Here is a 26,234-nt window from a genome sequence, read left to right on the forward strand (position 1 = left end):
TTCGACGCCGATTGGCGGCGGTGCCTATAACCGATTGAGCGCTAATTGTATACTTGGCGGCTCACGAATTCATGGGCAACGGTGCGCAGTCAATGACAGACTCGACGGCAGATGCGAAAACCTTTCAGGGGCTGATACTGGCCCTTCAGCAATACTGGGCGGAAAAGGGCTGTGTCGTGCTGCAGCCTCTCGACATGGAAGTGGGTGCCGGCACCTTTCATCCGGCCACCTTCCTGCGCTCGATCGGCCCGGAGAGCTGGAACGCAGCCTATGTCCAGCCGTCGCGCCGACCCACCGATGGCCGCTACGGGGAAAACCCCAACCGCCTGCAGCACTACTACCAGTTCCAGGTGGTGATGAAGCCCTCGCCGAAGGATCTGCAGGATCTCTACCTCGGTTCGCTGGAACGTCTGGGTATCGACCCGCGAGTCCATGATATCCGCTTCGTCGAGGACAACTGGGAATCGCCCACGCTCGGCGCTTGGGGACTCGGCTGGGAAGTCTGGCTCAACGGCATGGAAGTCACCCAGTTTACCTACTTCCAGCAGGCCGGCGGGATCGAGTGTTTCCCGGTGACCGGCGAGCTGACCTACGGTCTCGAACGTATCGCCATGTATCTGCAGGACGTCGACAGCGTCTACGACCTGGTATGGACGATCGCTCCCGACGGGACCCGCGTCACTTACGGCGACGTCTACCTGCAGAACGAGCGCGAGCAGTCGGCCTACAACTTCGAACATGCCGATGTTCCCTATCTGTTCGAGGCGTTCGACCATTGCGAGACCGAGTGCAACAAGCTGCTCGAGGCCAACCTGCCGCTGCCGGCCTATGAGCAGGTACTCAAGGCCTCGCACACCTTCAACCTGCTGGATGCGCGCCACGCCATCTCGGTTACCGAGCGTCAGCGCTACATCTTGAGAGTGCGTACGCTGGCCCGCGAGGTTGCCCACGCCTACTACGCGTCACGGGAGGCTGCAGGCTTCCCGATGGCGCCGGAAGCCCTGCGCCGCGAGCTGCTGCAGGAATCGTCAGAAACCACTCAGGGAGACGCATGAGCATGGCAGTCAACACCCTACTGATCGAACTGGGCGTCGAAGAGCTGCCGCCGGGCGCACTCGCCAAACTCGCCTTTGCTCTGCGCGACGGCATCGTCAAGGGCCTCGACGATGCCGAAGTTCCCCATGGCGAGGCTTATGCGCTTGCCTCCCCGCGCCGCCTCGCCGTGCGCATCGGAGCCCTCGCCGGCAAGCAGCCGGATCGTGAGGTCGAGAAGCGTGGCCCGGCGCTGGCGGCAGCCTTCAAGGATGGTCAGCCCACCAAGGCCGCCGAAGGCTTCGCCCGCTCCTGCGGCGTGACGGTCGATGAGCTGATCCACCTGGAGACCGACAAGGGAACCTGGCTCGGCTATCGTGAACAGCAGCAGGGAGATACCGTCGAGGCGCTGCTACCGGCGATCGTCAATTCCGCCATTCATGCCCTGCCGGTTCCCAAGAACATGCGCTGGGGTGCCTCGCGCATCGAATTTTCACGCCCCGTGCACTGGCTGGTTCTGCTCTATGGCGATCAGGTCGTCCCGGCCAGCGTGCTGGGTCTGGAGTCCGGCCGCACGACCCGGGGCCATCGCTTTCACGCCCCCACGCCGATCGAGCTCGCCCATGCGGACGACTACGAAACCGCGCTCGAAAATGCCTACGTGCTGGTGGACCTCGAGCGCCGTCGCGAACGTATCCGCGAGCAGGTACTGGCCGAGGCGGAAGTGCATGACGCCCAGGCGGTCATCGACGAAGACCTGCTGGAAGAAGTCAACGGACTGGTCGAGTGGCCGGTAGCGTTGACCGGCAGCTTCGATGAACGCTTCCTCGAAGTGCCGGCGGAGTGCCTGATCTCCTCGATGAAGGCCAACCAGAAATACTTTCACCTGCTCGATGCCGGCGGCAAGCTCAAGCCGCAGTTCATCACGCTGGCCAACATCGACAGCGAAGATCCGCAGCAGGTCATCTACGGCAACGAAAAGGTCATTCGCCCGCGTCTGGCCGACGCCGCCTTCTTCTTCGAGACCGATCGCAAGCAGACGCTGGAGAGCCGCCGCGAGTCGCTGGCCAATGTCGTCTTCCAGCGCGAACTCGGTTCGCTCGCCGACAAGGCCGCCCGTACCGAAGTCGTCGCCCGCTTCATTGCCGGCAAGATCGACGGAGATTCCCAGGCAGCCGCGCGCGCAGCCCAACTGGCAAAGTGCGACCTGGTCACCGAGATGGTGCTCGAGTTCCCCGAACTGCAGGGGATCATGGGCACTTACTACGCGCGCCACGACGGTGAACCGGAAGCCGTGGCCGAAGCCATCCATGAGCAGTATCTGCCCCGCTTCGCCGGCGACGAGATCCCTAGGACATCCACCGGACTGTCGATCGCGCTGGCGGATCGTCTGGACACGCTGACCGGCATCTTCGGCATTGGCCAGCGTCCCACGGGCGCCAAGGATCCGTTCGCCCTGCGCCGGGCCACCATCGGCGTGCTCAATATCCTGATCAAGGGCGAGCTGGATCTCGATCTGCGCGAGCTGCTGGAACTGGCGGCCTCCCAGCACCGGGACCTGCCCAAGGCGGAAGGCCTGGTCGACGATGTCCTGACTTACATGCTCGATCGTTTCCGCGCCTGGGCGCAGGACGAGGGATTACCGGTCGACGTCTATCTGGCGGTACGTACCCGCCCGGTAACGCGTCCGCTGGATTTCGCCCGCCGCCTGCGTGCCGTGCACCGTTTCGGTCAGCGCGAGGAAGCCGCTGCCTTGGCTGCGGCCAACAAGCGCGTGTCGAACATCCTGTCCAAGCAGCAGCATGACGGCAGTACCGAGGTGAACGGCGACCTTCTCGCCGAGGAAGCGGAAATCGCCTTGGCCAACGCCGTCAGCGACTGCCGCGACCAGGTCGAACCGCTGTTCCGAGAAGCCGAATACGCGCAGGCCCTCGATATCCTGGCCACGCTACGCGCACCGGTGGATCATTTCTTCGATGACGTGATGGTCGCCGTCGAGGATGACGCCGTCCGCGCCAATCGACTGGCATTGTTGGCAGGCCTGCAGGCGCTCTTTCTGGAGGTCGCAGACATCGCCGAGCTGCAATCGTAGCGCCAATCTTTCGTTTCACGTGAAACATTCGCCCGGCCAAGCGCCGGGCGTTCTTATTCTCTCCCCTTTTCCGCTTTCCTGTTCTTCCCATTCCTCACCGCATCGGCCCTGCAACTCAGACTCGCTGCTCGATAATCGATGTTCCACGTGAAACATCACAAAGCTTCGATCGCCTCATGTCTATCAGAGGCTATGTCGTCGTTTCCGCTGGGTAATAGTTCTCGATGCCCGCGAAGACACTGATCTCCGTTAATAACAGCGGCACGCCATTGGCGTATTGTCAGAATTCCACGAAGCTCAGACTCAAATTTCAGGAGGACGCCATGGCCGATCAGAATGATGCCATGATCAGCTCGCTGATCGATTACATGCAGAAGGAAGGGCTCGTGCTGACCACTGCCGAGTCCTGTACTGCCGGCCTGATCCTGTCGGAATTCGCCAGTGTTCCGGGGTCCGGCAGTCTGGTGGACTGCGGCCTTGTGGTCTATTCGCCGCAGGCCAAACAGCGTTATCTCAAGATCGATGACGAGATCTTCGAAAAGCACTCGATGACCAGCGAAACACTCTCTCGCGAGATGGCGATTGGCGCACTCGACTACACGCAGGCGAACGTGGCGATCGCCAATACCGGTATCGCAGGGCCAGAGCCGGCGGAGGACGGCACGCCCGTGGGTACGGTTTGCTTTGCCTGGGCCTTCCGCACGGGTGAAGGCGACAGCGTCTACTGCGAAACACGCCGCTTCGACGGTGGTCGCAACGACGTTAGACTCGCCGCCGCACGCTATTCACTGGAGCGACTGACGCACTACCATGCTGAAAGCCAAGGTGCCGAAACGGCTATCGGTAGCCAGTGACATTGGCACCATGACGCCCTGACTGCCAAGCTATTGCATGGCGCAACTCATCATCACTCCCAGGAGCAGACAATGACTGCAACGACCCAACAACAGATCATCGAATCGCTGGGCATCGAGCCGACATTCGATGCACGCCGAGAAGTCGAACGCCGTATCGATTTCATGGTGCGCTACCTGGAGAAAACCGGTACTCGAGCATTGGTGCTGGGTATCAGCGGTGGCGTCGATTCGACCACCGCTGGCCGGCTATGTCAGCTTGCCGCCGAGCGCCTTCGCGACCGTGGCGGGGAGGCAACCTTCTATGCGATGCGCCTGCCTTATGGCGATCAGCATGACGAGGACGACGCCCAGGCCGCGATCGACTACATTCGCGCCGATCAACAGCTCGATGTCGATATCAAGCCCTGTGCCGATGGCTTGCTTGCGAGCCTTGAAACGGGGAAGCTCGCTTTTCAGAATGAGTACCAACGCGACTTCGTGCATGGCAATATCAAGGCGCGAGCGCGGATGATGGCGCAATACGCCGTAGCAGGAACGCACAACGGCCTGGTCGTAGGAACAGATCATGGCGCCGAAGCCGTCATGGGCTTCTTCACCAAACATGGGGACGGCGCTTGTGACATCACCCCACTGGCAGGACTCACCAAGCGCCGGGTCAGAGCGCTTCTAAGCGAGCTTGATGGTCCTGAAGCATTGGTCAACAAAATCCCTACTGCCGATCTCGAGTCGCTCTCACCGGGACGCACCGACGAAGAGGCGTTAGGCGTAAGCTACGATACGATCGATGACTTTCTCGAGGGCAAGGAAGTCGACCGCGACGCAGCAGATCTGATTATCCGCACCTTCGACCGAACCGCACACAAGCGGGCGCTCCCCGTCGCGCCATAGGTGCGTTCGGCTATTTCCCGGCAGCTCCATTCCAAGGAAGGCCGCCGGGATAGCGATATTGACTTTGGCTGCCAATCGACCTCTCGTTCTAGCTCTCTTTTGCGCTCCCTTCTAAGCCAGCCTTTGCGAGCCTGGGTCTCCGCTGCATGCACAGAATGTTTGTTTCACGTGAAACACGAGAGGCTTTTGCGTCTCGCAGCATGACATCCGATAATCGGCTTCTCTTTTCTCAGAGCACGATTGCACATGGTCAAGCTCGTCATACTCGATCGCGATGGCGTCATCAATCGAGACTCTGATGCCTACATCAAATCGCTGTCGGAATGGCACCCCTATCCCAGCGCCATTGAAGCGATCGCGCGGCTGCACCAGAACGGCTGGACAGTCGCCATTGCCACGAACCAGTCCGGCATTGGAAGAGGCTACTACGACATCCGGACGCTCGAGCAAATTCACGATCGATTACGCTCACTGGTCGAACAAGCCGGCGGGAAGATCGCAGCGATCGAGTACTGCCCCCACCTCCCATCCGACGACTGCGCTTGCCGCAAGCCGCGTACCGGCCTGCTGGAACGGATAAAGGGTCGATTGCATTTGCAGACGCTGGAGGGTTGCTGGATGGTCGGCGATAGCCTGCGTGACATTCAGGCAGGCATTACCAGCGGTTGCCAGACGGCACTGGTGCTTACCGGCAAAGGGCAACGCTCTCGGCACGAGCTGGACGACACGCTTGCCGACACCTGGATCTGTAACGATCTGGCAGATTTCACCAGCCGTCTGCTGAATCAGAGCTCGTAAGCCAACAACGCCGCTTCTCCACAACGGCGCCTCTCCAGCCTGGCGAATGTTTCATGTGAAACATCGGTTTTTCCCGAGTTCCCGCAACTGATCCCAACGTCATGCTCAGCCTCGACTATCCTTGGAGAGACACTTCAAGGATGGAAACAGGGCCATGACATTGGGGAAGAAGATTGCGCTAGCCGTAGTAGCGATCGTCTTGTTGTCACTCATAGCGCTAATCGTCGTCTTTGTGACATTCGACTGGAACCGGCTCAAGCCCACGATCAACGAGCGCGTCTCGGCAGCCATTCACAGGCCCTTCGCCATCGAAGGCGACCTCGATCTGTCCTGGGCGTCCCCGGAAGATGAATCCGGTTGGCGCAGCTGGATTCCATGGCCTCATATCCACGCCGAGGATATCCATGTCGGTAGTCCGGAAGCCGTCACCGACGAAGATCTGCTCAGCCTCGCCTCGTTGGATATCGAATTCTCCCTGCTCCCGCTCATGGACAAGACGGTCTCCATTCCCCATATCCAATTCTCGGGTGCCGAGGCTTCTCTGGTCCGTCTTGAAAACGGCAAGAACAACTGGACGTTTGCGCTCGGAAACGGTGAGCAGGATACGGCAGCCGAACCCTCGAACAGCGACAGCGGCTGGACAGTCGATGTCGGAGATATCGCTTTCGATCCGGTGAACGTTCACTACGATGACGCCGTACTGACGGCAACCGCCGATGCCACGGTCCGACTCCTCGGCGAGCCCATCGCCTTCAATGACGTTGCGGAGAAAGGCAGTGCCGCTCGGCAAGCCGTCGGGGATCGAGATGTCGCCGATTACGTATTTGGCTGGAAGGCCGAAGGTGAATATCAGAATCAGGCTTTCGACGGAGAAGGCCGGCTCGGCGGACTGGATGCCTTGCGCCTTCGCGATGCACCCTACCCCCTTCAAGCTACAGTAGAAGCGGGAGCAACCCGGGTGTCCGTCAATGGCACCTTGATCGACCCGTTAGCGCCCAAGAAAATCGATATGGATCTGCAATTTGCCGGCCAGAACCTGGGCGATCTTTACGGGATCATTGGCGTGACTCTGCCCGACACACCGCCCTACTCTACCCAAGGCCATCTGACAGCCAATCTCGATACCCAAGAAGCGCTCTCCTTTCGTTATCGCAATTTCGACGGACAGATTGGAGACAGCGACATTCATGGCGACCTTACCTACCAGATGGGCGAACCACGGCCATCGCTGGAGGGCGAGGTCGTTTCGCAGCAATTGCGCTTTGCCGATCTCGCCCCGCTGATCGGTGCCGACTCGAATGCCGAAAAGGCAGACCGAGGAGAAGCCAGCCAGCAGCCGGAAGACAAGCTGCTTCCGGTCGAAGAGTTCGATACGGCGCAATGGAAGACGATGGATGCGAACGTGAAATTCACCGCGCAGCGCATCGAGCATGGCGACTCGCTGCCTCTGGAGGATCTCTATACACATATCACGTTGGAAAACGGGGAGATTCTGCTGGACCCGCTTCGGTTCGGCGTCGCGGGAGGCAATCTCAATACCACGGTACGACTCGATGGTAGCCAGGAGCCGATGCAGAGCCGCGTGGACATGCATATCCGCCATCTCTTGCTGAGCCGTCTGTTTCCCGACGTTGAGCTGATGCAGAACAGCCGCGGAGAACTCAACGGGGGCGCCACGCTGAGTGGCACCGGCAATTCCGTTGCCAGCATTCTGGGCACCAGCAATGGTGACCTGCAGATGCTGGTCAATGATGGCCTTATCAGTCAGAACCTGATGGAACTGGCAGGCCTCAATGTCGGCAACTACCTGGTCGGCAAACTGTTCGGAGATGAACAGGTCAATATCAACTGTGCGGCAACCAATCTGGAAGTCACCGATGGACTGGCCAAAACCCGCTTCTTTCTGATCGATACGGAAAATGCGCTGATCAAGATCGACGGCACCGTCAACTTCGCCACCGAAGCGCTGGATTTCACCATCGAACCGGAAAGCAAGGGAGCACGTGTCTTCACGCTACGCTCGCCACTTTATGTGAAAGGTACGCTCAAGAACCCGTCTCCGGGCGTCGACACCGGATCACTGCTGGCTCGAGGCGCTGTGGGCGCGTTCCTGGGAACCGTGGCGACTCCCGCCGCGGCACTGCTGGCGCTGGTCTCGCCAAGCGCGGACGAAACGACACCCTGTAATGATTTTCTGAGTCAGATTAAAACCGGCACCTCTTCTCAGTAAGCAGTAAATGAACGCTTTCTCGATAAGTGTTTGTTTCACGTGGAACACGTCTACGACCTTGTTTCACGTGAAACCAGACATCCATTTCCTCAAAGCGCGGCGCGCCAATATCTGACCTGGCGATCAAGCCTGATCAACGAATAGCTTCCGAGCTGGAAGCGAGGGATCATTGAGATTGAATAGAGCCCGGCGCGATAGAGTGATACTAGCGCCGGGTTTCGAAAGAAAGAGGCTTACCGGGAGGAGTCGTTCTTATACTTCTCGCCCAGCGATTCCAGTGCACTGATGATCTTCTCGATCTCGGTGTCGAAGCGCTGTTGCTGCTGTGCATAGAAATGCCGCGTATAGGATGCACCCTTGTGCTTATCCACCAGATTGGAAAACTGGGATTCCAATTGCTCTGTGTGGTAACGCAAACGCTCCGTGAGAAACGAGGCATGGCCCTGGTGACAAGCCACATCCATCAAGGCTCTCACCTGAACCGTCAGCAGATACAGCTGAAGCACGTTGCGATCCTGAACTTCCTTCTGCGTGGAGACGCTATCATCGAGCAGGTTGATGGAACTCATCTGGCAGCAGCCGCTGTCGTCGGCCAGCGGGCGATTCTGAGTCGATTGATCTCGAGTCTGCAACATGGTCAGACCCTCCTTAGGTCGTTGAACCACACGGTTCATAGTAACACCGCGACACTGCCTGACCGTTCATCATTGGTCGAAGGGCTGCCGCGTTACCGGGGTCGCCTAAAGCGTAATGGCGAGAGCGCATCAAGGGGCGCAAATTGGTAGAGAAATCCAGCAATCGGTCACCGATTCAACAGGAGCACCTCACCATGCGTTACGCCAACCCGAATACCTCGGACGCCATCACCCAGTTCGAGAAGCGCTATGACAACTATATCGGCGGTGAATGGATACCACCGGCCGAGGGACGATATTTCGAGAACATCACGCCAGTCACCGGCGAAGTCTTCTGTGAGGTCGCTCGTTCCAGCCAGAAGGATATCGACCTGGCGCTGGATGCCGCTCACAAGGCTGCCCCCGGCTGGGGCAAGACCTCCGTTCAGGAACGTTCAACGCTGCTACTCAAGATCGCGGATCGTCTGGAGCAGAATCTGGAAATGCTGGCCGTCGCGGAAACCTGGGACAACGGCAAGGCCGTACGCGAGACACTGGCGGCCGATATCCCGCTGGCCATCGACCACTTCCGCTACTTCGCCGGTTGCATTCGTGCCCAGGAAGGGACCACTGCCGAGATCGACGAGAACACCGCCTCCTATCACTTCCACGAACCGCTCGGCGTCGTCGGCCAGATCATCCCCTGGAACTTTCCGATCCTGATGGCTACCTGGAAGCTCGCGCCGGCACTGGCCGCGGGTAACTGCGTCGTGCTCAAGCCGGCCGAGCAGACCCCGGTCTCGATCTTCAAGGTCATCGAGGTGATTCATGATCTGCTGCCCAAAGGTGTGATCAACATCGTCAACGGTTACGGCGAAGAGGCCGGGCAGGCACTCGCCTCCAGCAAGCGCATCGCCAAGATTGCCTTTACCGGTTCCACGCCCATCGGCTCGCACATCATGAAATGCGCTGCCGAGAACATCATTCCCTCGACCGTGGAGCTGGGCGGCAAGTCGCCGAACATCTATTTCGAGGATGTCATGTCCGCAGAGCCTGCGTTCATCGACAAGTGTGCCGAAGGCCTGGTGATGGGCTTCCTCAATCAGGGCGAAGTCTGTACCTGCCCTTCTCGCGCCCTGGTCCAGGAAAGCATCTACGACGAGTTCATGTCGCGTGTCATCGAACGGATCAAGAAGATCAAGCGCGGCCATCCGCTGGATACTGAAACCCAGGTCGGTGCCCAGGCTTCGCAAGAGCAGTTCGACAAGATCATGTCCTATATGGACGTGGCACGAGGCGAAGGCGCCGAGTTCCTGGCCGGCGGCGAACGGGAGTCACTCGGCGACGAGCTATCCCGCGGCTACTACATTCAGCCGACCCTGCTGAAGGGCAACAACAAGATGCGGGTGTTCCAGGAGGAGATATTCGGGCCGGTGGTGTCGGTCACGACGTTCAAGGATGAAGCGGAAGCACTGGCCATTGCCAACGATACGGAATTCGGCCTCGGCGCCGGCGTCTGGACCCGCGACATCAACCGCGCCTACCGCATGGGTCGTGGCATTCAGGCTGGCCGCGTATGGACCAATTGCTATCACCAGTATCCGGCCCATGCCGCCTTCGGGGGTTACAAGAAATCCGGCGTCGGTCGCGAAACCCACAAGATGGTGCTGGAGCACTATCAGCAGACCAAGAACCTGCTGATCAGCTACGACATCAATCCCATGGGTTTCTTCTAACCATCTGACCAGGCGTTCCGACGGCATCGGAGCGCCTGAGGTCGACGGCTGCCCCGTCGATCATCGCGGCGGGCCTGTCCTGAGGAGATCGACATCAGGCATGCCCGCCGCTTCTCTGTCAGCAACATGGTCAGCCACGTGTCGTCAGCGATGTGGTTCATGTGGGCTACCCCTTCGCGCCCTGAATCAGCTCGGCGAACCGGTTCAGGTCGACGTTCCCTCCGGACAGGATGATTCCTACCCGCTGCCCCTCGACGGCCACCCGGCCACTCAGGGCCGCTGCCGCCGCCAGGCAACCGGTCGGCTCGATGAACTGCTTCACCCGCCCGGCCATGAAGCTCATGGCATGAACGAGCTCGGCATCGCTCACGGTAACGATGTCGTCGACGCACTCTCGAAGTACCGGGAACGTCAGGCTGCCCAAGGCCTGGGTCTGGGCGCCGTCGGCGATGGTGCGCGGCGTGGCGATGGAAACGATCTCGCCGCTGGCCAGGCTTCTCTGCGCATCGTTGCCGGCTTCCGGCTCGACCCCGATCACACGGCAATGGGGATATCGCGCCCTGGCGACCGTGGCACAACCGGAGAGCAGCCCGCCGCCCCCCAGAGGCACCAGCAGCGTATCGAGCTCACCAACTTCATCGAACAGCTCCTTGGCGGCAGTGCCCTGCCCGGCCATCACGTGGGGATGGTTGAACGGCGGGATCAGTGTCAGGCCCTCGGCCTCGGCGAGCTCGCGACCCAGCGCTTCACGATCCTGGGTGTAGCGATCGTAGAGCACCACCTCAGCACCATACCCCCGCGTGGCAGCGATCTTGATCGCCGGGGCATCTTCCGGCATGACGATGACGGCGCGAATGCCATGCAGCCTGGCCGAAAGCGCAATCGCCTGCGCATGGTTGCCCGAGGAGAACGCGATGACGCCGGCAGCCTTCTGTGCGGCGTCGAACTGGTTGATGGCGTTGTAACCGCCCCGAAACTTGAACGCGCCGATACGCTGGAGATGTTCCGCCTTGAAGTGAAGCGACGCGCCGACAAGATCGTCTGCCGTCGTCGAGCGCAGCACCGGTGTTCGATGCGCGATTCCCTCCAGCCGCCGGTGCGCCGCCACCACGTCGTCGTAATCGATTGCCAGATTGCTCATGTCGTCATCGCTCTCCCAAGAATCATCGCCACTGACATTTTTCGAGGCGCTGCGTAAGATGCCGTTTCGAATGCCTGGATACGTATCGTCCATATTCAGATGTCCGTATCCAGATAAAGCGCTTCGATCATGATGGCTGAACGGCGGCGAGGGAAGAGACAGATGGCATCATACGACTGGACATGGCAGACCGGCCCCGAGCTCGATCCCGGCGAACTCTATGCGCTACTGTCGTTGCGGGTAGCCGTATTCGTGGTGGAACAGCAGTGTCCTTACCAGGAGCTGGATGGCCACGATCTGCACGCCTCGACGCATCATCTGAGGGTGCTGACGCAGCATCATCTCGCGGCGACGTTACGTCTCAAGGTGCCGGAGGAGAGAGATAAGCCCGTTTCCATCGGTCGCGTGGTCATCGATCCCGACCACCGCGGCAACGGTCTTGGCCATGATCTGCTGCAAGCCGCACTGATGCGAATCGAATCGCTCTGGCCGGGACGCCACGTCCGGCTGTCCGCCCAGGCACATCTACAAGCCTACTACGGTCGTCACGGTTTCGAGCCGGTCGGCGATATCTATGTGGAGGACGGCATCCCGCATATCGACATGCAGCGGGATGCCGGCCAGCAGGAAAAGTAAGCGGTCACTAACGTCCGCGTGCAGGCAGGCCGCCATGAAAAAACCGACACTGGTCGCCAGTGTCGGTTTCTTGTGATGACCACCACCGCCCGTCAACGGACGGCGGCTGTCGATCAGGCGCCGAATTCGCTCAGCATGGCCTCGATCAGATCGAGCCCTTCCCCGAGCACCTCGTCACTGATGGTGACCGGCATCAGGAAGCGGATCGTGTTGGCATACAGACCGCAGGAGAGCAGGATCAGGCCACGCTCGCGCGCCTCGCGACACAGCTTGCCGGCCAGCTCGGCGTTCGGCGTACCGTTTTCGCCACTGACCAGATCGAATGCCGCCATGGCGCCCAGGTTGCGCGCGTTGGCGACGCTTGAGTACTCCTGCTGCCACTTGTCGAAACGTGCCCTGAGCTTCTCGCCCAGCGCCTGGCTCTTCTCCAGAATGCGCTCTTCCTCGAACACTTCCAGCACCGCCAGCACCGCAGCGCAGGAAACCGGGCTGCCGGTATAGGTGCCGCCCAGCGAGTTGCCGCCGGACGCATCCATCACCTTGTCCGTCCCCACGACCGCGGAGATCGGCATGCCGTCCGCCATGCTCTTGGCCATGGTCATGATGTCCGGCTCGACGCCGCTGTGCTCGATGGCAAACAGCTTGCCGGTCCGCCCGAAGCCGGACTGCACCTCGTCGACGATCATCAGGATGCCGTGCTCGTCGCAGATTTCGCGGATCGCTTTCAGGAAGCTCGCGGGAGCCGCATGGAAGCCACCCTCGCCCAGCACCGGCTCGATCACGATCGCCGCGGTGTCGTTGACGTTGGCGTCGGTCTTCAGCGTCATCGTCAGATGGCGTAGCGCCTCTTCCTCACTGACGCCGATGGACGGCACCGGATAGGGCGCACGATAGACCTGGCCGGGCATCGGACCGAAGTCGTTACGATACGGCGCCACCTTGCCGTTCATCGCCATGGTCATGAACGTCCGGCCATGGTAGCCGCCAGTGAAGCAGATCACGCTGGAACGGCCGGTAGCGGCGCGTGCCACCTTGACCGCGTTCTCCAGTGCCTCGGCGCCGGAGTTGGCCAGCATCACCTTGGCGTGGCCGCGTACCGGCGTCAATTCGCTGAGCTTCTGCGCCACCCGCACGTACCCCTCGTACGGCATGACGGTCTGGCAGGTATGCATCACCTTGTCGAGCTGCGCCTTGACCGCTTCGACCACCTTCGGATGACGATGGCCGATGTTGAGCACGCCGATACCACCGGCAAAATCGATGAAACGCTTGCCATCCTCGTCCCACAGCTCGGCGTTCTCCGCACGAGCGGCGAACTGCCCAGCCGGGCTGGCCGCACCGTTGGCGATGTAGCGTCTTTTGAGTTCGTTGAGTTCTGCGTTGGTCATGGATGCACTGCCTTTGGATACATGGGTCATGGAACACTCCTCCTGACGCGGCACGGCGTGCCGCTAACGTGGATTGCGCGTCGTCGTCGGGTTCGGCAGGCGGCGCGTCATGAAACTCGGGATGTCGTGATCACGACTTGTCGTAGGTAGCCCGAATGAGGCGATCGCCCATCTCTCGACCGTAGTGTCGTCGAGCCCATCCGTACAGCGCCAATCCGGCCACCATCCAGACTCCGAAGATGCCCCACTCCGCCGGCACCAGCGCCGACGGGCTGCCAGGCAGATACAGACATGTCATGCCCAGCGACAGCAATACCGCCAGCACGCCGACCAGCTTGCCGGCGCCGACATGGTAAGGACGCGGCATGTCAGGTTCGCGATAGCGCAGGATCACAAACGACAGCGCCACGAACAAATAGGCAAGCACGATGCCCAGCCCGCCGGCATCGACCAGCCATACCAGCGCCGGGCGGCCGAAGAAGGGGGCAGCGGTGGAGAGCACGCCGATCAGGATGATCGCGTTGGTCGGTGTCTTGTAGCGGGGATGCAGCTTGCCGAGGAAGGCGGGAAGCATGCCGGAATGGGCGAGCGCATAGATCGCCCGCGAGCCACCGATATAGAACGCGTTCCAGCTGGTGATGATCCCGGCGATGCCGGCCAGTACCATGAGATTGCCGGCCCAGGCCCCATCGAAGACCGCCTGCATGGCGTCCGGTACGCTGAGCGAGCTGCCCTGCAGCGCCTCGTTGTCGAGCATCAGGCTGGTACCGAGAATGATCAGGGTATACCAGCACACCGCCATGATGACCGAAAGCACCAGCACCTTGCCGATATCCCGGAACGGCAGGTTGATCTCTTCCGCCGCCTGGGGAATGACGTCGAAGCCGACGAACAGAAACGGCACCAGCACCAGTACCGCCACGATGCCGCCGAAGGCGCCATGCTCACCGCTGGCGAACAGCGGCTGCATGTTGCCACCATCACCGGTGAACAGCGACCCGGTCACGAACATCACCCCCGCCACCAGAATCAGCCCGGTAACGACTTTCTGCAGCAGCGCGGCGGTGGAGATCCCCAGATAGTTGACCACCATCATCACGATCGAGCCGATCACACCAACCGCGACCCAGGTTGCCTTGACCTCCCAGCCGGCGATGGTCCATAGATCACCGACGGCGTAACCGGGAAACAGATGCTCGAACACCGTGGGTAGCGCCACCGCCTCGAACGACGCCACGCTGACGTAGCCCAGCACGATGCTCCAGGTACAGACGAACGAGGCGAAATGGCCGAGCGCACGATAACTGTAGACGTGTTCGCCACCGACTTGCGGCATGGCAGACGCCAGTTCGGCATAGGTCAGTCCCACCAGCAGCACGGCAATACCGCCGATCACGAAGGCGAGCATGGCGCCCACGCTGCCGCCGTCGAGAATGGCGCTACCGGTAAGGACGATCCAGCCCCAGCCGATCATGGCGCCAAAGGCCAGCGCCAGAACGTCCGCACGAGCCAGGACCCGCACGAACTCCGGAGGTTGAGAAGCGTTCGACATGACAGAATTCTCTTCAGGTTGTTATTGATAAGCCGATCGTTTCTGGAGCAACCCAGTGCTCGGCCCTGACGCCACGCTACCATCCCGGCGCCTCGCCGGGACTAGACCACTTTTTCACGACTGTAGACCACCTATCGCTCCCCACGCATAATCCGAACCTATCCGCGTCCGCGAGGGGAAGATCATGGACGACCGCCGCCGGGCGCTGGATCGCATCGCGCAGGTTTATCAGGCCCAGCCGCGTCATCTGACCAAGCATTGCCGCCTAGAACAGACCTTGCTGAGGCTGATCGACAGCGAATGGCAGGATGGTCAGCGATTGCCTGGCCATCGGGCGCTATGCGCCGAACTCGGCGTGGCTCGCAACACGCTTGCCGGTGTCATCGAGAACCTGACCCGCCAAGGTCAGCTGGTCACCGACCACGGCCGCGGCACCTGGGTAAGTCAACGCTTGCATTCGCGGGAGCGAGAGATGGCCGATATCGGTCCGATCTCTCGCCGTGCCAACGACATTCTCGGCGATGTCGGTGCCAGCCCGCTGCAAAGCGGCGCCTTCGTGCCCGGCGTCCCCGATATTGCGCATTTCCCGATCGCCCGCTGGCGCCAGCTCTACTCGCGTATCACCGTGCCCCACAATACGCTGCTGCTCTCCTACGCCTCGGGTGGCTATGGTCCCCTGAAGCGGGCCATCGCCGGCTACCTGTCGCGATGGCGAGGTATCGACTGCGCGCTGGATCAGATCGTGATCACCGAAGGCGCCCACCATGGCCTGCAGCTCTGCGCGCTGACACTGGCCGATAACGGGGATCGCGTGGTCATGGATTCGCCATTCTACTGGGGCGCTCGCAACGTCTTTCAGGCCGGCGGCCTCGCCATCGAACACGCCATCTGGGAACCGGAACAAGGCTATATGGGAACCCTGCCACGGCCTTACCCCAGGTTGCTCTACTTCACCGGGTCTCACCATTATCCGTTGGGCGTGAGGTCAGTAAACGCTCACAAACATGATCTCATCCGACGCCTCGGACCGGACTGGATACTGGAAGACGACTATGAATTCGGTGACGGCCATCACCGGGAGCTGGCGTTCGACCCCGACGCCGGCAACCAGATCCTGATCGGATCGTTTTCCAAGCTGATGTTTCCGGGTCTGCGGCTGGGCTACCTAGTGGTACCGAGAGGCCTGAGCGACGCGATCAACCGGGTACGTACCGGCGTCTTTCGCGAAGGTCGGCTGCTGGATCAGGCAGTGCTCGCCACGTTCATCGATGATGGCGATCTGGATGGCTGGTGCCGCCGCATGGCGAGCGAATATCTTCGGCGTCAACAGCGGCTACATGATCTGCTCGTCGGCACGCCCGGAGTCATTGGCGTTTCACCACCGGCCGGCAACATCAGCTTGAGCCTGGCGCTCTCGCCGACGCTGGACGACGAGCGCTTGTCGAAAGCGCTGCTGACTCGACAGCATCTGATCACCCGTCCGCTGAGCCGGGTCTGTGCTACCGGCGATCACCGACGCGGCCTGATACTGGGCGTCGGCATGGTCGAAGGCGAATCACTGGAACGCCAGGGCCGGCGCCTGGCCGAGGGCATTCGCGAATTCGTCGGGCAACAGCGCTGACTGAACTCGCGATGCCTCTCCTTCCCTCCGCCTTCTTTTCCCTGTCAGGCCGTCTCCTCTAGCGCCGAATCGATCATTTGTTCATCGCGGATTCGTCTTTCGGACTCGGGATCGAACACCACCATTCGTGAGACGTCGAAAGCGAATCGAGTCCGTTCTCCCGGCCGCAACGGTGTGCCGGGACGCATGCGCGCGTTGACGCTGGCGTCGCCGAGCGTGGTGACCACGTACAGGTCCGCCCCGGTCGGCTCGATCAGATCGACCGGCAGCTCCGCTTCGTGAATGTTGCCATCGCGATGATTGGCGCTGGCCGGATCGGTGATCGCCTCCGGCCGCAATCCCAGGATGACATCGCGCCCGCACCAGTCACGCAGCGCTTCACGATCGCGCACGATGGGCAGCGCCAGTGTCGTATCGCCCGTTGCCACCTGTGCCACCAGCACACTATCGTGCTCGACGATTCGCGCCTTAACCAGATTCATCGAGGGTGAACCCATGAAGCCGGCAACGAACAGGTTGTTGGGATCGTCGTAGACTTCGTGGGGCGTCCCCAGTTGCTGCAACTCACCGGCGCGCATGACCGCGATGCGAGTCGCCAGCGTCATCGCCTCGACCTGATCGTGCGTCACGTACACGATGGTGGTCTTCAGTCGCTGATGCAGTTGCTTGATCTCGCTACGCATGTCGACCCGCAACTTGGCGTCCAGGTTCGAGAGCGGCTCGTCGAACAGGAAAAGTTGCGGGTCGCGCACCAGCGCCCGTCCCATTGCCACACGCTGACGTTGCCCGCCGGAAAGCTGACCCGGCTTGCGATCGAGCAGGTTTTCGATCTGCAACAGCTTGGCGACTCGATCGACCGCCTCGCGCCGCTCCTTGCGAGGCACCTTGCGCATTTCCAGCCCGAAGCCGATGTTGCCCGCCACCGTCATGCTCGGATAGAGGGCGTAGGACTGGAAGACCATCGCGATATCGCGCCGGGAAGGATGTACGTCATTGATACACCGGCCATCGAGCAATAGCTCGCCCTCGCTGATCGAATCCAGCCCGGCGATCATGTTCAAAAGCGTCGACTTGCCACAGCCGGACGGCCCCACCAGTACCAGAAAGTCGCCCTGCTCGATCGCGATGTCGACCCCTTTCAGGACGTGAGTCTCGCCGAAGCGCTTGTGTACGTTGTTGATATGCAGAAAGCTCATGTGATCCTCAGCCCTTGACCGATCCCGACATCAGCCCGCGCAGGAAATACTTGCCCGCGAGGATGTAGACGATGAGTGTCGGCACGGCCGCCACCATCGCCGCTGCCATGTTGACGTTGTAGGCCTTCACCCCGGTGGAGCTATTGACCAGATTGTTGAGCGCCACCGTGATCGGTGCGCTATCGCCGGAAGCGAACGAGACGCCGAACAGAAAGTCGTTCCAGACGTTGGTGAATTGCCAGATGATCGTGACCACGATGATCGGCACCGACGCTGGCAGCAGTATCCGGAAGAAGATGGTGAAGAAGCCGGCGCCATCGAGCTGCGCCGCCCGCACCAGTTCGTCCGGGAAGCTGGCGTAGAAGTTGCGGAAGAACAGCGTGGTGAATCCGATACCGTAGACGATATGAACCAGCACCAGGCCACCCGTGCTGTTGGCCAGGTGCAGAATCCCCAGTACGCGGGCCATTGGCAACAGGATGATCTGGAACGGAATGAAGCAGCTGAACAGTATCAGGCCGAACACGATCTTGTGGCCGCGAAACTTCCATTTGGTCAGCACATACCCGTTGAAGGCGCCGAGCAGGCCGGAGATCAGTACTGCGGGTATCACGATCTTGATGCTGTTGAAGAAGTAACCGTGGACGCCGTTGCATTCGAGCCCGATACAGGCACTTCCCCACGCTTCCCGCCAGGGTGCCAACGTCCATTCGCCGGGCAGCGCCAGCATGTTGCCCTGATGGATTTCCTCGAGCGTCTTGAACGACGTGGTCAGCATCACGTAGAGCGGCATCAGATAGATGACCGCGAAGACCAGCAGAATGGCGTACAGTACGACACGCGTGGCAGCGCCTCGGCGTGCGGCAGGAGATGCGGCACTCATGATCGGGGCTCCCGAAGCTCGGAGTAGAGATAGGGGATGATCAGCGCTGCGATCACCGCCAGCATGAACACCGCGCTGGCCGCGGCGATGCCCATTTCGTTGCGCGAAAAGGCGTAGGAGTACATGAAGGTCGCCGGCACCGCGGTGGCATTGCCCGGCCCGCCGCCGGTCATCGCCACGATCAGATCGAAGCTCTTGATCGCCAGGTGCGCCAGCACCACGACGGCGCTCAGGAAGACCGGCCGCAACTGCGGGATGATGATGCGCGCGTAGATTTTCCAGGCCGGAGCACCATCGATCTGGGCCGCCTTGATCATCTCGCCATCGATACCGCGCAACCCCGCCAGAAACATCGCCATGACGAAACCGGTCGCCTGCCAGACTGCAGCGATCACGACCGTATAGATCGCCATGTTGGAATCGATCAGCCAGTTGAAGCTGAAACTCTGCCAGCCCAGGTCGTGCATGGTCTTCTCCAATCCCAGGCCGGGATTGAGAAACCACTGCCAGGCGGTACCGGTAACGATGAAGGAGAGCGCCATCGGGTAGAGATAGATGGTGCGCAGCACGCCCTCGGCCCGGATGCGCTGGTCGAGCAGGATCGCCAGTATCAGACCCAGCACGATGCAGCTGACGATATAGAGAAGCCCGAAGACCCAGATATTGTGAAGGGCGATGCCCCAGGTCCAGGAGGTCCACAACCGCGACCACTGATGCAACCCGACCCAGGTATAGTCCGGCATCATGCCGGAGTCGCTGAACGAGATATAGCTCGTCCAGGCGATGAAGCCGTAGACGAAGAACAGGACCAGGACGCAGGATGGCGACAACACCAGCTTCGGCAGCCAGCGTTGAAGGCGCTCCCGCGCTCCACCGTCCCGATCCGGGGAAGCATTGGACATCGGATCACTCTCGATTCGTGAATGAGGAGCCCCGCCGAAAGGCGGGGCTGATCATCAGGACGTGGCGCTCTGTATCGCCGCGGCCAGTTGCTCGGCGGCGACATCGCTGGGCATGTCGCTGTTGACGAAGGAAGAAATGATATCGAAGACGGCATTCTTGACCGACGCCGGTGCGGCGTAGCCATGCGCCATGCTGCCCATCAGCGTATGGTTCTTCGCAGCGGCCTTGACCTGCTCGTAACCGCTCTGGGCACAGGCATCCAGCTTGTCGGCGGAAAGATCCATGCGCGCCGGCACCGAGCCCTTGATCTGGCTGAAGGCGATCTGGAACTCGGGTGAGCCGATGATCTTGGCCATGGTCTGCTGCATCTTCTGCTGTTCGGCGTCATCGGTATCGAACATGATCATCAGATCGCTGTTGAAGGTCACGGCATCCTGCGTGCCTGGCGTCCGGAAGCACATGAAGTCCTTGCCCGGCTCGAGGTTGGCATTGAGGAACTCGCCCTTCGCCCAATCACCCATGATCTGATAGAGCGCCTTGCCGTTGATGACCATCGCCGTAGCCAGATTCCAGTCACGGCCGGGAGAGTTGTCGTCCTTGTACTTCAGCAACTCGCGCAGATGATCGAAGGCCTGGGTCATGGTGGAGGAATCGAGCGCCTGCGGGTCGAGATCGATCAATGCCTTGCGATAGAAATCGGCACCGCCAGTCGCGAGGACCACGTTCTCGAACACCGTAGAGTCCTGCCATGGCTGGCCGCCGTAGGCCAGACCGATATAACCCGCGTCCTTGGCCTTCTTCATCGAAGCGATGAAATCGTCCCAGGTCTTGGGCTGCTCGATGCCCAATTCGTCCATCAGCGACTTGTTGGCCCAGACCCAGTTGGTCGAATGGATCTCGAACGGCGCCCCGATCCAATGGCCATCGTACTTGGCGAACTCCTGCAGCGGCTGCGGAAAGACTTCGTTCCAGTTTCCTGCCTTGGCAACCTCGTCGAGCGAACTCAGCGCATCGCGCTGGGCCCAGTCCTGCGCGTCGTAGCCGAGTACCTGCGCTGCCGTCGGCGGGTTGCCCGAGGTGATACGCGAGCGCAGCACAGCCATGGCGTTGGTACCGGCACCGCCAGCTACCGGCATGTTCTTCCAGCCGATGCCCTGATCCGACAGGCCATCCTTCAACGCACCCAGCGCCTTGGCTTCACTACCCGAGGTCCACCAGTTGAGAACCTCGACCTGATTATCCGTTGAAGTATCAGCCGCCATCGTATTCGTGGACAGCGCCAAAGCGAATGGAAGTAGCGCAAATCCCAGACGATTGACGAGGGCCCTATTGTGATTGCTGTGCATCCCTTAATTCCTCTTTTTGTGGGGCAACATCTAGTTCTTTTACGAAACGACCCACCTCATTTGGCGCACCAAGTGGGATAATTAAGACTATTACCTAACTGCGTTTACCTAACAATACAACCATGGACGCACACTCGATCGCTGTGATCCCGGTTCGATAACGCCGCCACGCATGCAATGCGGTTTATGGGTGACTATTGCCTGGTTCTACGTCCTAAGTCGTATCGACTAATGCGCTATATCACGAGGCCCGAACTCCTCGATCTTTCTCTCGCACCCACCTCTCTCGCCTTGCAACAGCGCACAAAAAAGCGGCCCATCCCGAAGGATGAGCCGCTCTTTGTTGGTCAGGCTCGATTGGCCAAAGGAACATTACACGTCCAGATTGGCCACCAGCGCGAAACGCTCGATGAAGTCGCGTCGCGGCTCGACTTCGTCTCCCATCAGCGTGTTGAACATCTGATCGGCGGCGACAGCATCCTCGATGGAGACACGCAGCATGCGTCGAGAGCCCGGGTCCATGGTGGTTTCCCACAGCTGGTCCGGGTTCATCTCGCCCAGCCCCTTGTAGCGCTGAATACTGAGGCCGCGCTGCGCTTCCAGCATCAGCCACTCGAGCGCATCGTAGAAATTCGCAATGGGCTTCTGACGTTCGCCACGGGCGATATAGGCGCCCTCTTCGATCAGGCCATCGAGCGTCTCGCCCAGATTGGCCAGCGCGCGATAATCCGCGCTGCGGAAGAAGTCGATCCCCCAGACATAATCCGTGGTCACGCCATGGGCGGTGAGCGCCACGCTCGGCATCCACAGGCCGCGTTCGGTATCTTCCTGGAGCTGGAAGGTATAGCGCGGGCCGCCTTCATGGGCGATCAGCGAATCCATCTCGACCTGCAGCGCATCGATCCAGGTCTGCATGGTGCCCCGATCGTCGAGATTGCTCTCGTCGAGCTTGGGAGCATGCACCATCTTGCGCAGCACGGCGTTGGGATAGACCCGCGACAGACGGTCGATACGCTTCATCACGTCGCGATACTGATTGACCAACGCTTCCAGATGCTCGCCGGCGATACCCGGCGCATCGGCATTGACGTAGAGGCGGCCGCCATCCAGTGCCGTGGTGGTGAGATAGTCGGTCATCGCCTGCTCGTCTTTCAGGTACATCTCCTGCTTGCCGCGCTTGATCTTGTAGAGCGGCGGCTGGGCGATGAACACGTGGCCGCGCTCGATCAGTTCCGGCATCTGACGGAAGAAGAACGTCAACAGCAGCGTGCGGATGTGGGAACCGTCGACGTCGGCATCGGTCATGATGATGATCGAATGGTAACGCAGCTTGTCCGGGTTGAACTCCTCGCGACCGATCCCGCAGCCCAGCGCGGTGATCAGCGTGCCGACCTCGGCGGAAGAGAGCATCTTGTCGAAGCGCGCCTTCTCGACGTTGAGGATCTTGCCCTTGAGCGGCAGGATCGCCTGGGTACGACGATCACGGCCCTGCTTGGCGCTGCCGCCGGCCGAATCACCCTCGACCAGGTAGAGCTCGGAGAGGCTCGGATCCTTCTCCTGGCAGTCGGCCAGCTTGCCCGGCAGCCCGGCGATGTCGAGCGCACCCTTGCGTCGTGTCATGTCACGGGCCTTGCGCGCGGCTTCACGGGCGCGCGCAGCGTCGATCATCTTGTTGACGATCGCCTTGGCTTCGTTGGGATGCTCGATCAGGTAGTCCGAGAACTGCCGGCTCAACTCCTGATCCACCGCCGTCTTCACCTCGGAAGAGACCAGCTTGTCCTTGGTCTGCGAGGAGAACTTGGGATCCGGCACCTTGACCGAAATGATGGCCGTGAGACCTTCGCGGGCGTCGTCACCGGCCGTCGCGACCTTGGCCTTCTTCTGGATATCTTCCGCTTCGATATAGCTGTTGAGCGTTCGCGTCAGCGCCGCGCGGAAACCCGCCATGTGGGTACCTCCGTCGCGCTGCGGAATGTTGTTGGTGTAGCAGAAGACATTCTCGGCGAAAGTGTCGTTCCACTGCATCGCCACTTCAACGACGATGCCATCCTCGCGCTGCGCCTCGAAGTGAAACACCGGATTGAGTGCGGTGCGGTTGACATTGAGGTGATCGACGAACGCCTTGAGACCGCCCTCGTAATGAAACAGCTCTTCCCGCCCGTCGCGCTCGTCGACCAGACGAATGGCCACGCCGGAGTTCAGAAACGAAAGCTCCCGCAGGCGCTTGGCGAGAATGTCGTAGTGAAACTCGATGTTGGCGAAGGTGTCGCTCGACGGCTTGAAGCTGATCTGCGTACCGGATTTCTCGGTCTCGCCGACCACGCTCAACGGCGCCTGTGGCACACCGTGATGGTAGATCTGCTCGTGCACCTGGTTGTTGCGCCAGATGGTCAGCTTGAGCTGCTCGGAAAGCGCGTTGACCACCGAGACACCGACGCCATGCAAACCACCGGAGACCTTGTAGGAATTGTCGTCGAACTTACCGCCGGCGTGCAGCACAGTCATGATGACTTCCGCCGCGGAGACGCCTTCGGCGTGGATGTCGGTGGGAATGCCGCGACCGTCATCGGAAACGGTGACCGACTCGTCCGGATGGATGACGATCCGGATTTCGCTGCAATGACCGGCCAGCGCTTCGTCGATGGAGTTGTCGACGATCTCGAACACCATGTGGTGCAGCCCGGTACCGTCATCGGTATCGCCGATGTACATGCCGGGACGCTTGCGCACCGCGTCCAATCCCTTGAGGACCTTGATGCTCGATGAATCGTAGGCCTGTTCGCTCATTGCTCACTCCATGGTGAAATCATTCCGAATGCAGCCGTCCGTCGGCAAGTGTCGATGCCATCACATCCGTGCTTGGCTGCCAGACGCCGGCCAGCGCCTCCTGATCGACGCTGGTGATGAAGACCTGACAATTGAGCTGCTCGAGCCACTGACAGAAGATCCGCCGGTGATTGCCGTCGAGCTCTGCCGGCAGGTCATCGATCAAATAAAGGCAGGTGCGCCCCGTCAACTGTTCGAGCAGGTGCCCCTGGGCCAGTTTCAGTGCGCTGACCACCAGCTTCTGCTGACCCCGCGACAACACTTCCACCGCAGGGTGGCGGCCGACGCGGATGCGCAGATCGGCACGCTGTGGTCCCTGCTGGGTGAAGCCCATCTGGCGATCGGTATCGCGCCCGGCCTCGAAAACCTCCAGCAGCGCCCGTTGACGATCCCATCCTCGCGAATAACGCAGGGTCAGATCTGGCAGCGGCAACAATGCCGCCAAGGTCTTTTCGAACACCGGCACGAAACGCGTCATGTAGCGTTCCCGCAAACCATCCAGCTGTTCGCTCCAGTGTGCGAGTTCACGCTCCCAGATGCGTATCGACTGAAGGTCGATTCTATCATGTCTGAGCAGCGCATTCCGATGTTTCAAGGCCCTTCGGACCCGCTTCCAGCCGTCCAGAAAGTCACGTTCGGCATGGAAAACGCCCCAGTCGAGAAACTCGCGGCGGGCGGCCGGCGAACCCTCGAGGAGACGGAAGGCATCGGGATTGATCAACTGCAGCGGCAGCGCTTCGGCCAGTTGGGTGATCCGCGCGGCACGCTCCCCTCTGATCCGGATATCGAGCTCGGCGCTATCGCGGCGGCGGCGTACCCCGACCGGCAGTGACGGATCGCCGGCCACCCGCCCGAACAGCGTCATCTCGTCGCTGTCATGATCGATCAGCGACTTGAGCTTCTGGGTACGAAAGGAGCGCGCCATGCCGAGGACGTGAATACCCTCCAGCAGCGACGTCTTGCCGCTGCCGTTGGCACCGCTGATCAGGTTGATATGCGGCCCGGGCGCCATCTCGAAGGCGCGCAGGTTGCGCAAGCCGTGAAAACTCAACCGATCAAGCGGCATGGATACTCGGATTGCAGGGCGAAAGGGAGTTGGATCGAAGCCGACATGGAGGGTATCCGTCTTCCGACGTCAAAGAAACTGGCGAGCGATGGCCAAGCTCGCCATCACTCGCGGGTAATCGGCGAGCGTGATGAAACACGCGGCGCACGACGCTCAAAAAGCGAGACATAACAACGGGGTTAGGCGAGCTTTGAGAGCGGCGTGCAACAAAGTGGTTCGCACGCGCAGGCATTACCCTTAATCAGAGGCGCATCGGCATGACAACGTAACGGGCATCCCCACCACCCGGCTCTTCCATCAAGGCCGAGCTGTTGGCGTCGGAGAGCGTCATCTGCATGCGATCGGCATCCAGCACGTTGAGCACGTCGATCAGATAGCCGACGTTGAAGCCGATCTCCAGCGCGTCGCCGCTGTATTCGATGCTGACGTTCTCTTCGGCCTCTTCCTGCTCGGGGTTGTTGGCCATCACCTTGAGGTTGTTCTCCTCGAGATGGAGGCGCACACCGCGATATTTCTCGTTGGAAAGAATCGCGGTACGGGCGAGGTTCTGGCGCAGCTCGCTGCGTTCGGCGATGAAGACCTTGTCGCCGCCCTTGGGAATGACCCGGTCGTAGTCTGGGAACTTGCCGTCGACCAGCTTGGAAGTGAACGTGAACTCGCCAGTGTTGGCGCGAATGTGGTTGGAGCCCAGCATCAGCTCGACCGGCTCGTCGCTGCCGTCGAGCAGGCGGGTCAGTTCCAGCACGCCCTTGCGCGGCACGATCAGCTTGCGCGAGGTTTCCATCTCGATATCGGCGCTGCGTTCGCAGACTGCCAGACGGTGCCCGTCGGTGGCCACCGTGCGCACCAGGTGGTTCGCCAGCTCCAGCAGCATGCCGTTGAGGTAATAGCGCACGTCCTGCTGCGCCATCGCGAACGAGGTCGCGTCGATCAAGTATTTCAGCGTCCCGCGCGGCAGCGACAGCGTGGTGTCGTTCTGGCCATCCTCGATGTTGGGGAACTCGGCCACCGGCAGCGTGGAGAGCGTGAAGCGCGAGCGTCCGGCACGCAGCACCACGCGCCCGTCTTCCAGCGAAAAGCTGATGGCGGACTGATCCGGCAGCGACTTGCAGATATCCATCAACTTGCGCGCCGGCACCGTCACCGAGCCGGGCTCGTCGACCAACTCCGGCGTCGCACGGCCGATCAGTTCCACCTCGAGATCGGTACCGGTCAGCGCCAGCTGATCGTTCTGCACTTCGATCAGTACGTTGGAGAGCACCGGCAACGTCTGGCGGCGCTCGACCACCCCGGCCACCAGCGTCAGCGGGCGCAGCAGGGCTTCGCGAGAGATGGAAAATTTCATTGGGGCTCCGTTGTTGGTTCAATAAGCCTGAAGTCGAATCCAGTAACCGGTGGATCGATCCTGATCATGAGAATAGACGGCGAG

20 protein-coding genes are annotated in these 26,234 nt (G+C 60.8%); 9 read left to right on the plus strand and 11 right to left on the minus strand.

The features are described 5' to 3' along the window. Nucleotides 1-92 precede the first annotated feature (92 nt). The 6 genes from glyQ (at nucleotide 93) to BC443_RS13965 (ending at nucleotide 7,897) form a co-directional block, all read left to right on the plus strand. Nucleotides 93-1,055: a glycine--tRNA ligase subunit alpha gene (glyQ, locus tag BC443_RS13940; protein ID WP_071232499.1), complete on the plus strand. Its 963-nt coding sequence runs from the start codon at nucleotides 93-95 to the stop codon at nucleotides 1,053-1,055. A gap of 2 nt (nucleotides 1,056-1,057) precedes the next feature. Further along, on the plus strand, nucleotides 1,058-3,124 hold the full coding sequence (gene glyS / locus BC443_RS13945; RefSeq protein WP_071232435.1) for a glycine--tRNA ligase subunit beta: 2,067 nt from the start codon (nucleotides 1,058-1,060) through the stop codon (nucleotides 3,122-3,124). A 323-nt stretch (nucleotides 3,125-3,447) separates the two neighbouring features. Then, nucleotides 3,448-3,978, plus strand: a complete 531-nt coding sequence (locus BC443_RS13950; RefSeq protein ID WP_071232436.1) for a CinA family protein — start codon at nucleotides 3,448-3,450, stop codon at nucleotides 3,976-3,978. 33 nt (nucleotides 3,979-4,011) lie between these two features. Next, nucleotides 4,012-4,869, plus strand: coding sequence for an ammonia-dependent NAD(+) synthetase (gene nadE / locus BC443_RS13955; protein WP_282097209.1), 858 nt, complete (start codon nucleotides 4,012-4,014; stop codon nucleotides 4,867-4,869). A 246-nt stretch (nucleotides 4,870-5,115) separates the two neighbouring features. Beyond that, on the plus strand, nucleotides 5,116-5,667 hold the full coding sequence (gmhB, locus tag BC443_RS13960) for a D-glycero-beta-D-manno-heptose 1,7-bisphosphate 7-phosphatase (protein WP_071232438.1): 552 nt from the start codon (nucleotides 5,116-5,118) through the stop codon (nucleotides 5,665-5,667). Nucleotides 5,668-5,821: 154 nt separating this feature from the next. Next, nucleotides 5,822-7,897, plus strand: coding sequence for an AsmA family protein (locus tag BC443_RS13965; RefSeq protein ID WP_071232439.1), 2,076 nt, complete (start codon nucleotides 5,822-5,824; stop codon nucleotides 7,895-7,897). Nucleotides 7,898-8,130: 233 nt separating this feature from the next. Here BC443_RS13965 and BC443_RS13970 read toward each other — a convergent pair whose 3' ends face one another. Further along, nucleotides 8,131-8,532: a hypothetical protein gene (locus BC443_RS13970; protein WP_071232440.1), complete on the minus strand. Its 402-nt coding sequence runs from the start codon at nucleotides 8,530-8,532 to the stop codon at nucleotides 8,131-8,133. Between the two features lie 194 nt (nucleotides 8,533-8,726). Here BC443_RS13970 and BC443_RS13975 point away from each other — a divergent pair, with 194 nt between their 5' ends. Beyond that, nucleotides 8,727-10,247 (plus strand): aldehyde dehydrogenase family protein, encoded by a 1,521-nt coding sequence (locus BC443_RS13975; RefSeq protein ID WP_071232441.1) that lies wholly within the window; start codon nucleotides 8,727-8,729, stop codon nucleotides 10,245-10,247. Between the two features lie 166 nt (nucleotides 10,248-10,413). Here the strand turns inward: BC443_RS13975 and BC443_RS13980 are convergent, their stop codons facing one another. Beyond that, nucleotides 10,414-11,388: a threo-3-hydroxy-L-aspartate ammonia-lyase gene (locus BC443_RS13980; RefSeq protein ID WP_071232500.1), complete on the minus strand. Its 975-nt coding sequence runs from the start codon at nucleotides 11,386-11,388 to the stop codon at nucleotides 10,414-10,416. Between the two features lie 162 nt (nucleotides 11,389-11,550). On the opposite strand from BC443_RS13980, the gene BC443_RS13985 reads away from it, so the two are divergent. Further along, nucleotides 11,551-12,024: a GNAT family N-acetyltransferase gene (locus BC443_RS13985; protein ID WP_071232442.1), complete on the plus strand. Its 474-nt coding sequence runs from the start codon at nucleotides 11,551-11,553 to the stop codon at nucleotides 12,022-12,024. Nucleotides 12,025-12,137: 113 nt separating this feature from the next. Here BC443_RS13985 and gabT read toward each other — a convergent pair whose 3' ends face one another. Together gabT and BC443_RS13995 are read right to left on the minus strand one after the other, a co-directional pair. Then, nucleotides 12,138-13,412, minus strand: a complete 1,275-nt coding sequence (gene gabT, locus BC443_RS13990) for a 4-aminobutyrate--2-oxoglutarate transaminase (RefSeq protein ID WP_071232501.1) — start codon at nucleotides 13,410-13,412, stop codon at nucleotides 12,138-12,140. A 130-nt stretch (nucleotides 13,413-13,542) separates the two neighbouring features. Beyond that, nucleotides 13,543-14,964 (minus strand): APC family permease, encoded by a 1,422-nt coding sequence (locus tag BC443_RS13995; protein WP_071232443.1) that lies wholly within the window; start codon nucleotides 14,962-14,964, stop codon nucleotides 13,543-13,545. 184 nt (nucleotides 14,965-15,148) lie between these two features. On the opposite strand from BC443_RS13995, the gene BC443_RS14000 reads away from it, so the two are divergent. Then, nucleotides 15,149-16,585 carry a PLP-dependent aminotransferase family protein gene (locus tag BC443_RS14000; RefSeq protein ID WP_071232444.1) on the plus strand — a complete coding sequence of 479 codons (1,437 nt, stop codon included), beginning with the start codon at nucleotides 15,149-15,151 and terminating at the stop codon, nucleotides 16,583-16,585. A 44-nt stretch (nucleotides 16,586-16,629) separates the two neighbouring features. On the opposite strand, the gene BC443_RS14005 is transcribed toward BC443_RS14000, so the two are convergent. The 7 genes from BC443_RS14005 to dnaN all read right to left on the minus strand — a co-directional run bounded on the left by BC443_RS14005 (nucleotide 16,630) and on the right by dnaN (nucleotide 26,150). After that, on the minus strand, nucleotides 16,630-17,781 hold the full coding sequence (locus tag BC443_RS14005; protein ID WP_071232445.1) for an ABC transporter ATP-binding protein: 1,152 nt from the start codon (nucleotides 17,779-17,781) through the stop codon (nucleotides 16,630-16,632). A 7-nt stretch (nucleotides 17,782-17,788) separates the two neighbouring features. Further along, a complete protein-coding gene (locus BC443_RS14010; protein WP_071232446.1) occupies nucleotides 17,789-18,664 on the minus strand; it encodes a carbohydrate ABC transporter permease in 876 nt (291 codons plus the stop codon). Then, nucleotides 18,661-19,566: a sugar ABC transporter permease gene (locus tag BC443_RS14015; RefSeq protein WP_071232447.1), complete on the minus strand. Its 906-nt coding sequence runs from the start codon at nucleotides 19,564-19,566 to the stop codon at nucleotides 18,661-18,663. Before BC443_RS14015 ends, BC443_RS14010 begins: the two co-directional genes overlap by 4 nt. Nucleotides 19,567-19,620: 54 nt before the next feature. After that, nucleotides 19,621-20,829 (minus strand): ABC transporter substrate-binding protein, encoded by a 1,209-nt coding sequence (locus BC443_RS14020; protein WP_071232502.1) that lies wholly within the window; start codon nucleotides 20,827-20,829, stop codon nucleotides 19,621-19,623. Nucleotides 20,830-21,285: 456 nt separating this feature from the next. After that, complete coding sequence (gene gyrB, locus BC443_RS14025) at nucleotides 21,286-23,700, minus strand: DNA topoisomerase (ATP-hydrolyzing) subunit B (RefSeq protein ID WP_071232448.1); 2,415 nt, start codon at nucleotides 23,698-23,700, stop codon at nucleotides 21,286-21,288. Nucleotides 23,701-23,719: 19 nt separating this feature from the next. Next, nucleotides 23,720-24,805 (minus strand): DNA replication/repair protein RecF, encoded by a 1,086-nt coding sequence (recF, locus tag BC443_RS14030; RefSeq protein ID WP_071232449.1) that lies wholly within the window; start codon nucleotides 24,803-24,805, stop codon nucleotides 23,720-23,722. Between the two features lie 241 nt (nucleotides 24,806-25,046). Continuing rightward, nucleotides 25,047-26,150, minus strand: coding sequence for a DNA polymerase III subunit beta (gene dnaN, locus BC443_RS14035; RefSeq protein WP_071232450.1), 1,104 nt, complete (start codon nucleotides 26,148-26,150; stop codon nucleotides 25,047-25,049). Nucleotides 26,151-26,234: the final 84 nt, after the last annotated feature.

Source organism: Salinicola sp. MIT1003, from assembly GCF_001858555.1.
GTDB lineage: Bacteria > Pseudomonadota > Gammaproteobacteria > Pseudomonadales > Halomonadaceae > Salinicola > Salinicola salarius.

Excerpts from the sequence above, each read along its gene's own strand:
- glyQ (WP_071232499.1), top strand. The coding sequence starts at position 93 with ATGACAGACTCGACGGCAGATGCGAAAACCTTTCAGGGGCTGATACTG.
- glyS (WP_071232435.1), top strand. The coding sequence starts at position 1,058 with ATGGCAGTCAACACCCTACTGATCGAACTGGGCGTCGAAGAGCTGCCG.
- BC443_RS13950 (WP_071232436.1), top strand. The coding sequence starts at position 3,448 with ATGGCCGATCAGAATGATGCCATGATCAGCTCGCTGATCGATTACATG.
- gmhB (WP_071232438.1), top strand. The coding sequence starts at position 5,116 with ATGGTCAAGCTCGTCATACTCGATCGCGATGGCGTCATCAATCGAGAC.
- BC443_RS13965 (WP_071232439.1), top strand. The coding sequence starts at position 5,822 with ATGACATTGGGGAAGAAGATTGCGCTAGCCGTAGTAGCGATCGTCTTG.
- BC443_RS13970 (WP_071232440.1), bottom strand. The coding sequence starts at position 8,532 with ATGTTGCAGACTCGAGATCAATCGACTCAGAATCGCCCGCTGGCCGAC.
- BC443_RS13975 (WP_071232441.1), top strand. The coding sequence starts at position 8,727 with ATGCGTTACGCCAACCCGAATACCTCGGACGCCATCACCCAGTTCGAG.
- BC443_RS13980 (WP_071232500.1), bottom strand. The coding sequence starts at position 11,388 with ATGAGCAATCTGGCAATCGATTACGACGACGTGGTGGCGGCGCACCGG.
- BC443_RS13985 (WP_071232442.1), top strand. The coding sequence starts at position 11,551 with ATGGCATCATACGACTGGACATGGCAGACCGGCCCCGAGCTCGATCCC.
- gabT (WP_071232501.1), bottom strand. The coding sequence starts at position 13,412 with ATGACCAACGCAGAACTCAACGAACTCAAAAGACGCTACATCGCCAAC.
- BC443_RS13995 (WP_071232443.1), bottom strand. The coding sequence starts at position 14,964 with ATGTCGAACGCTTCTCAACCTCCGGAGTTCGTGCGGGTCCTGGCTCGT.
- BC443_RS14000 (WP_071232444.1), top strand. The coding sequence starts at position 15,149 with ATGGACGACCGCCGCCGGGCGCTGGATCGCATCGCGCAGGTTTATCAG.
- BC443_RS14005 (WP_071232445.1), bottom strand. The coding sequence starts at position 17,781 with ATGAGCTTTCTGCATATCAACAACGTACACAAGCGCTTCGGCGAGACT.
- BC443_RS14010 (WP_071232446.1), bottom strand. The coding sequence starts at position 18,664 with ATGAGTGCCGCATCTCCTGCCGCACGCCGAGGCGCTGCCACGCGTGTC.
- BC443_RS14015 (WP_071232447.1), bottom strand. The coding sequence starts at position 19,566 with ATGTCCAATGCTTCCCCGGATCGGGACGGTGGAGCGCGGGAGCGCCTT.
- BC443_RS14020 (WP_071232502.1), bottom strand. The coding sequence starts at position 20,829 with ATGGCGGCTGATACTTCAACGGATAATCAGGTCGAGGTTCTCAACTGG.
- gyrB (WP_071232448.1), bottom strand. The coding sequence starts at position 23,700 with ATGAGCGAACAGGCCTACGATTCATCGAGCATCAAGGTCCTCAAGGGA.
- recF (WP_071232449.1), bottom strand. The coding sequence starts at position 24,805 with ATGCCGCTTGATCGGTTGAGTTTTCACGGCTTGCGCAACCTGCGCGCC.
- dnaN (WP_071232450.1), bottom strand. The coding sequence starts at position 26,150 with ATGAAATTTTCCATCTCTCGCGAAGCCCTGCTGCGCCCGCTGACGCTG.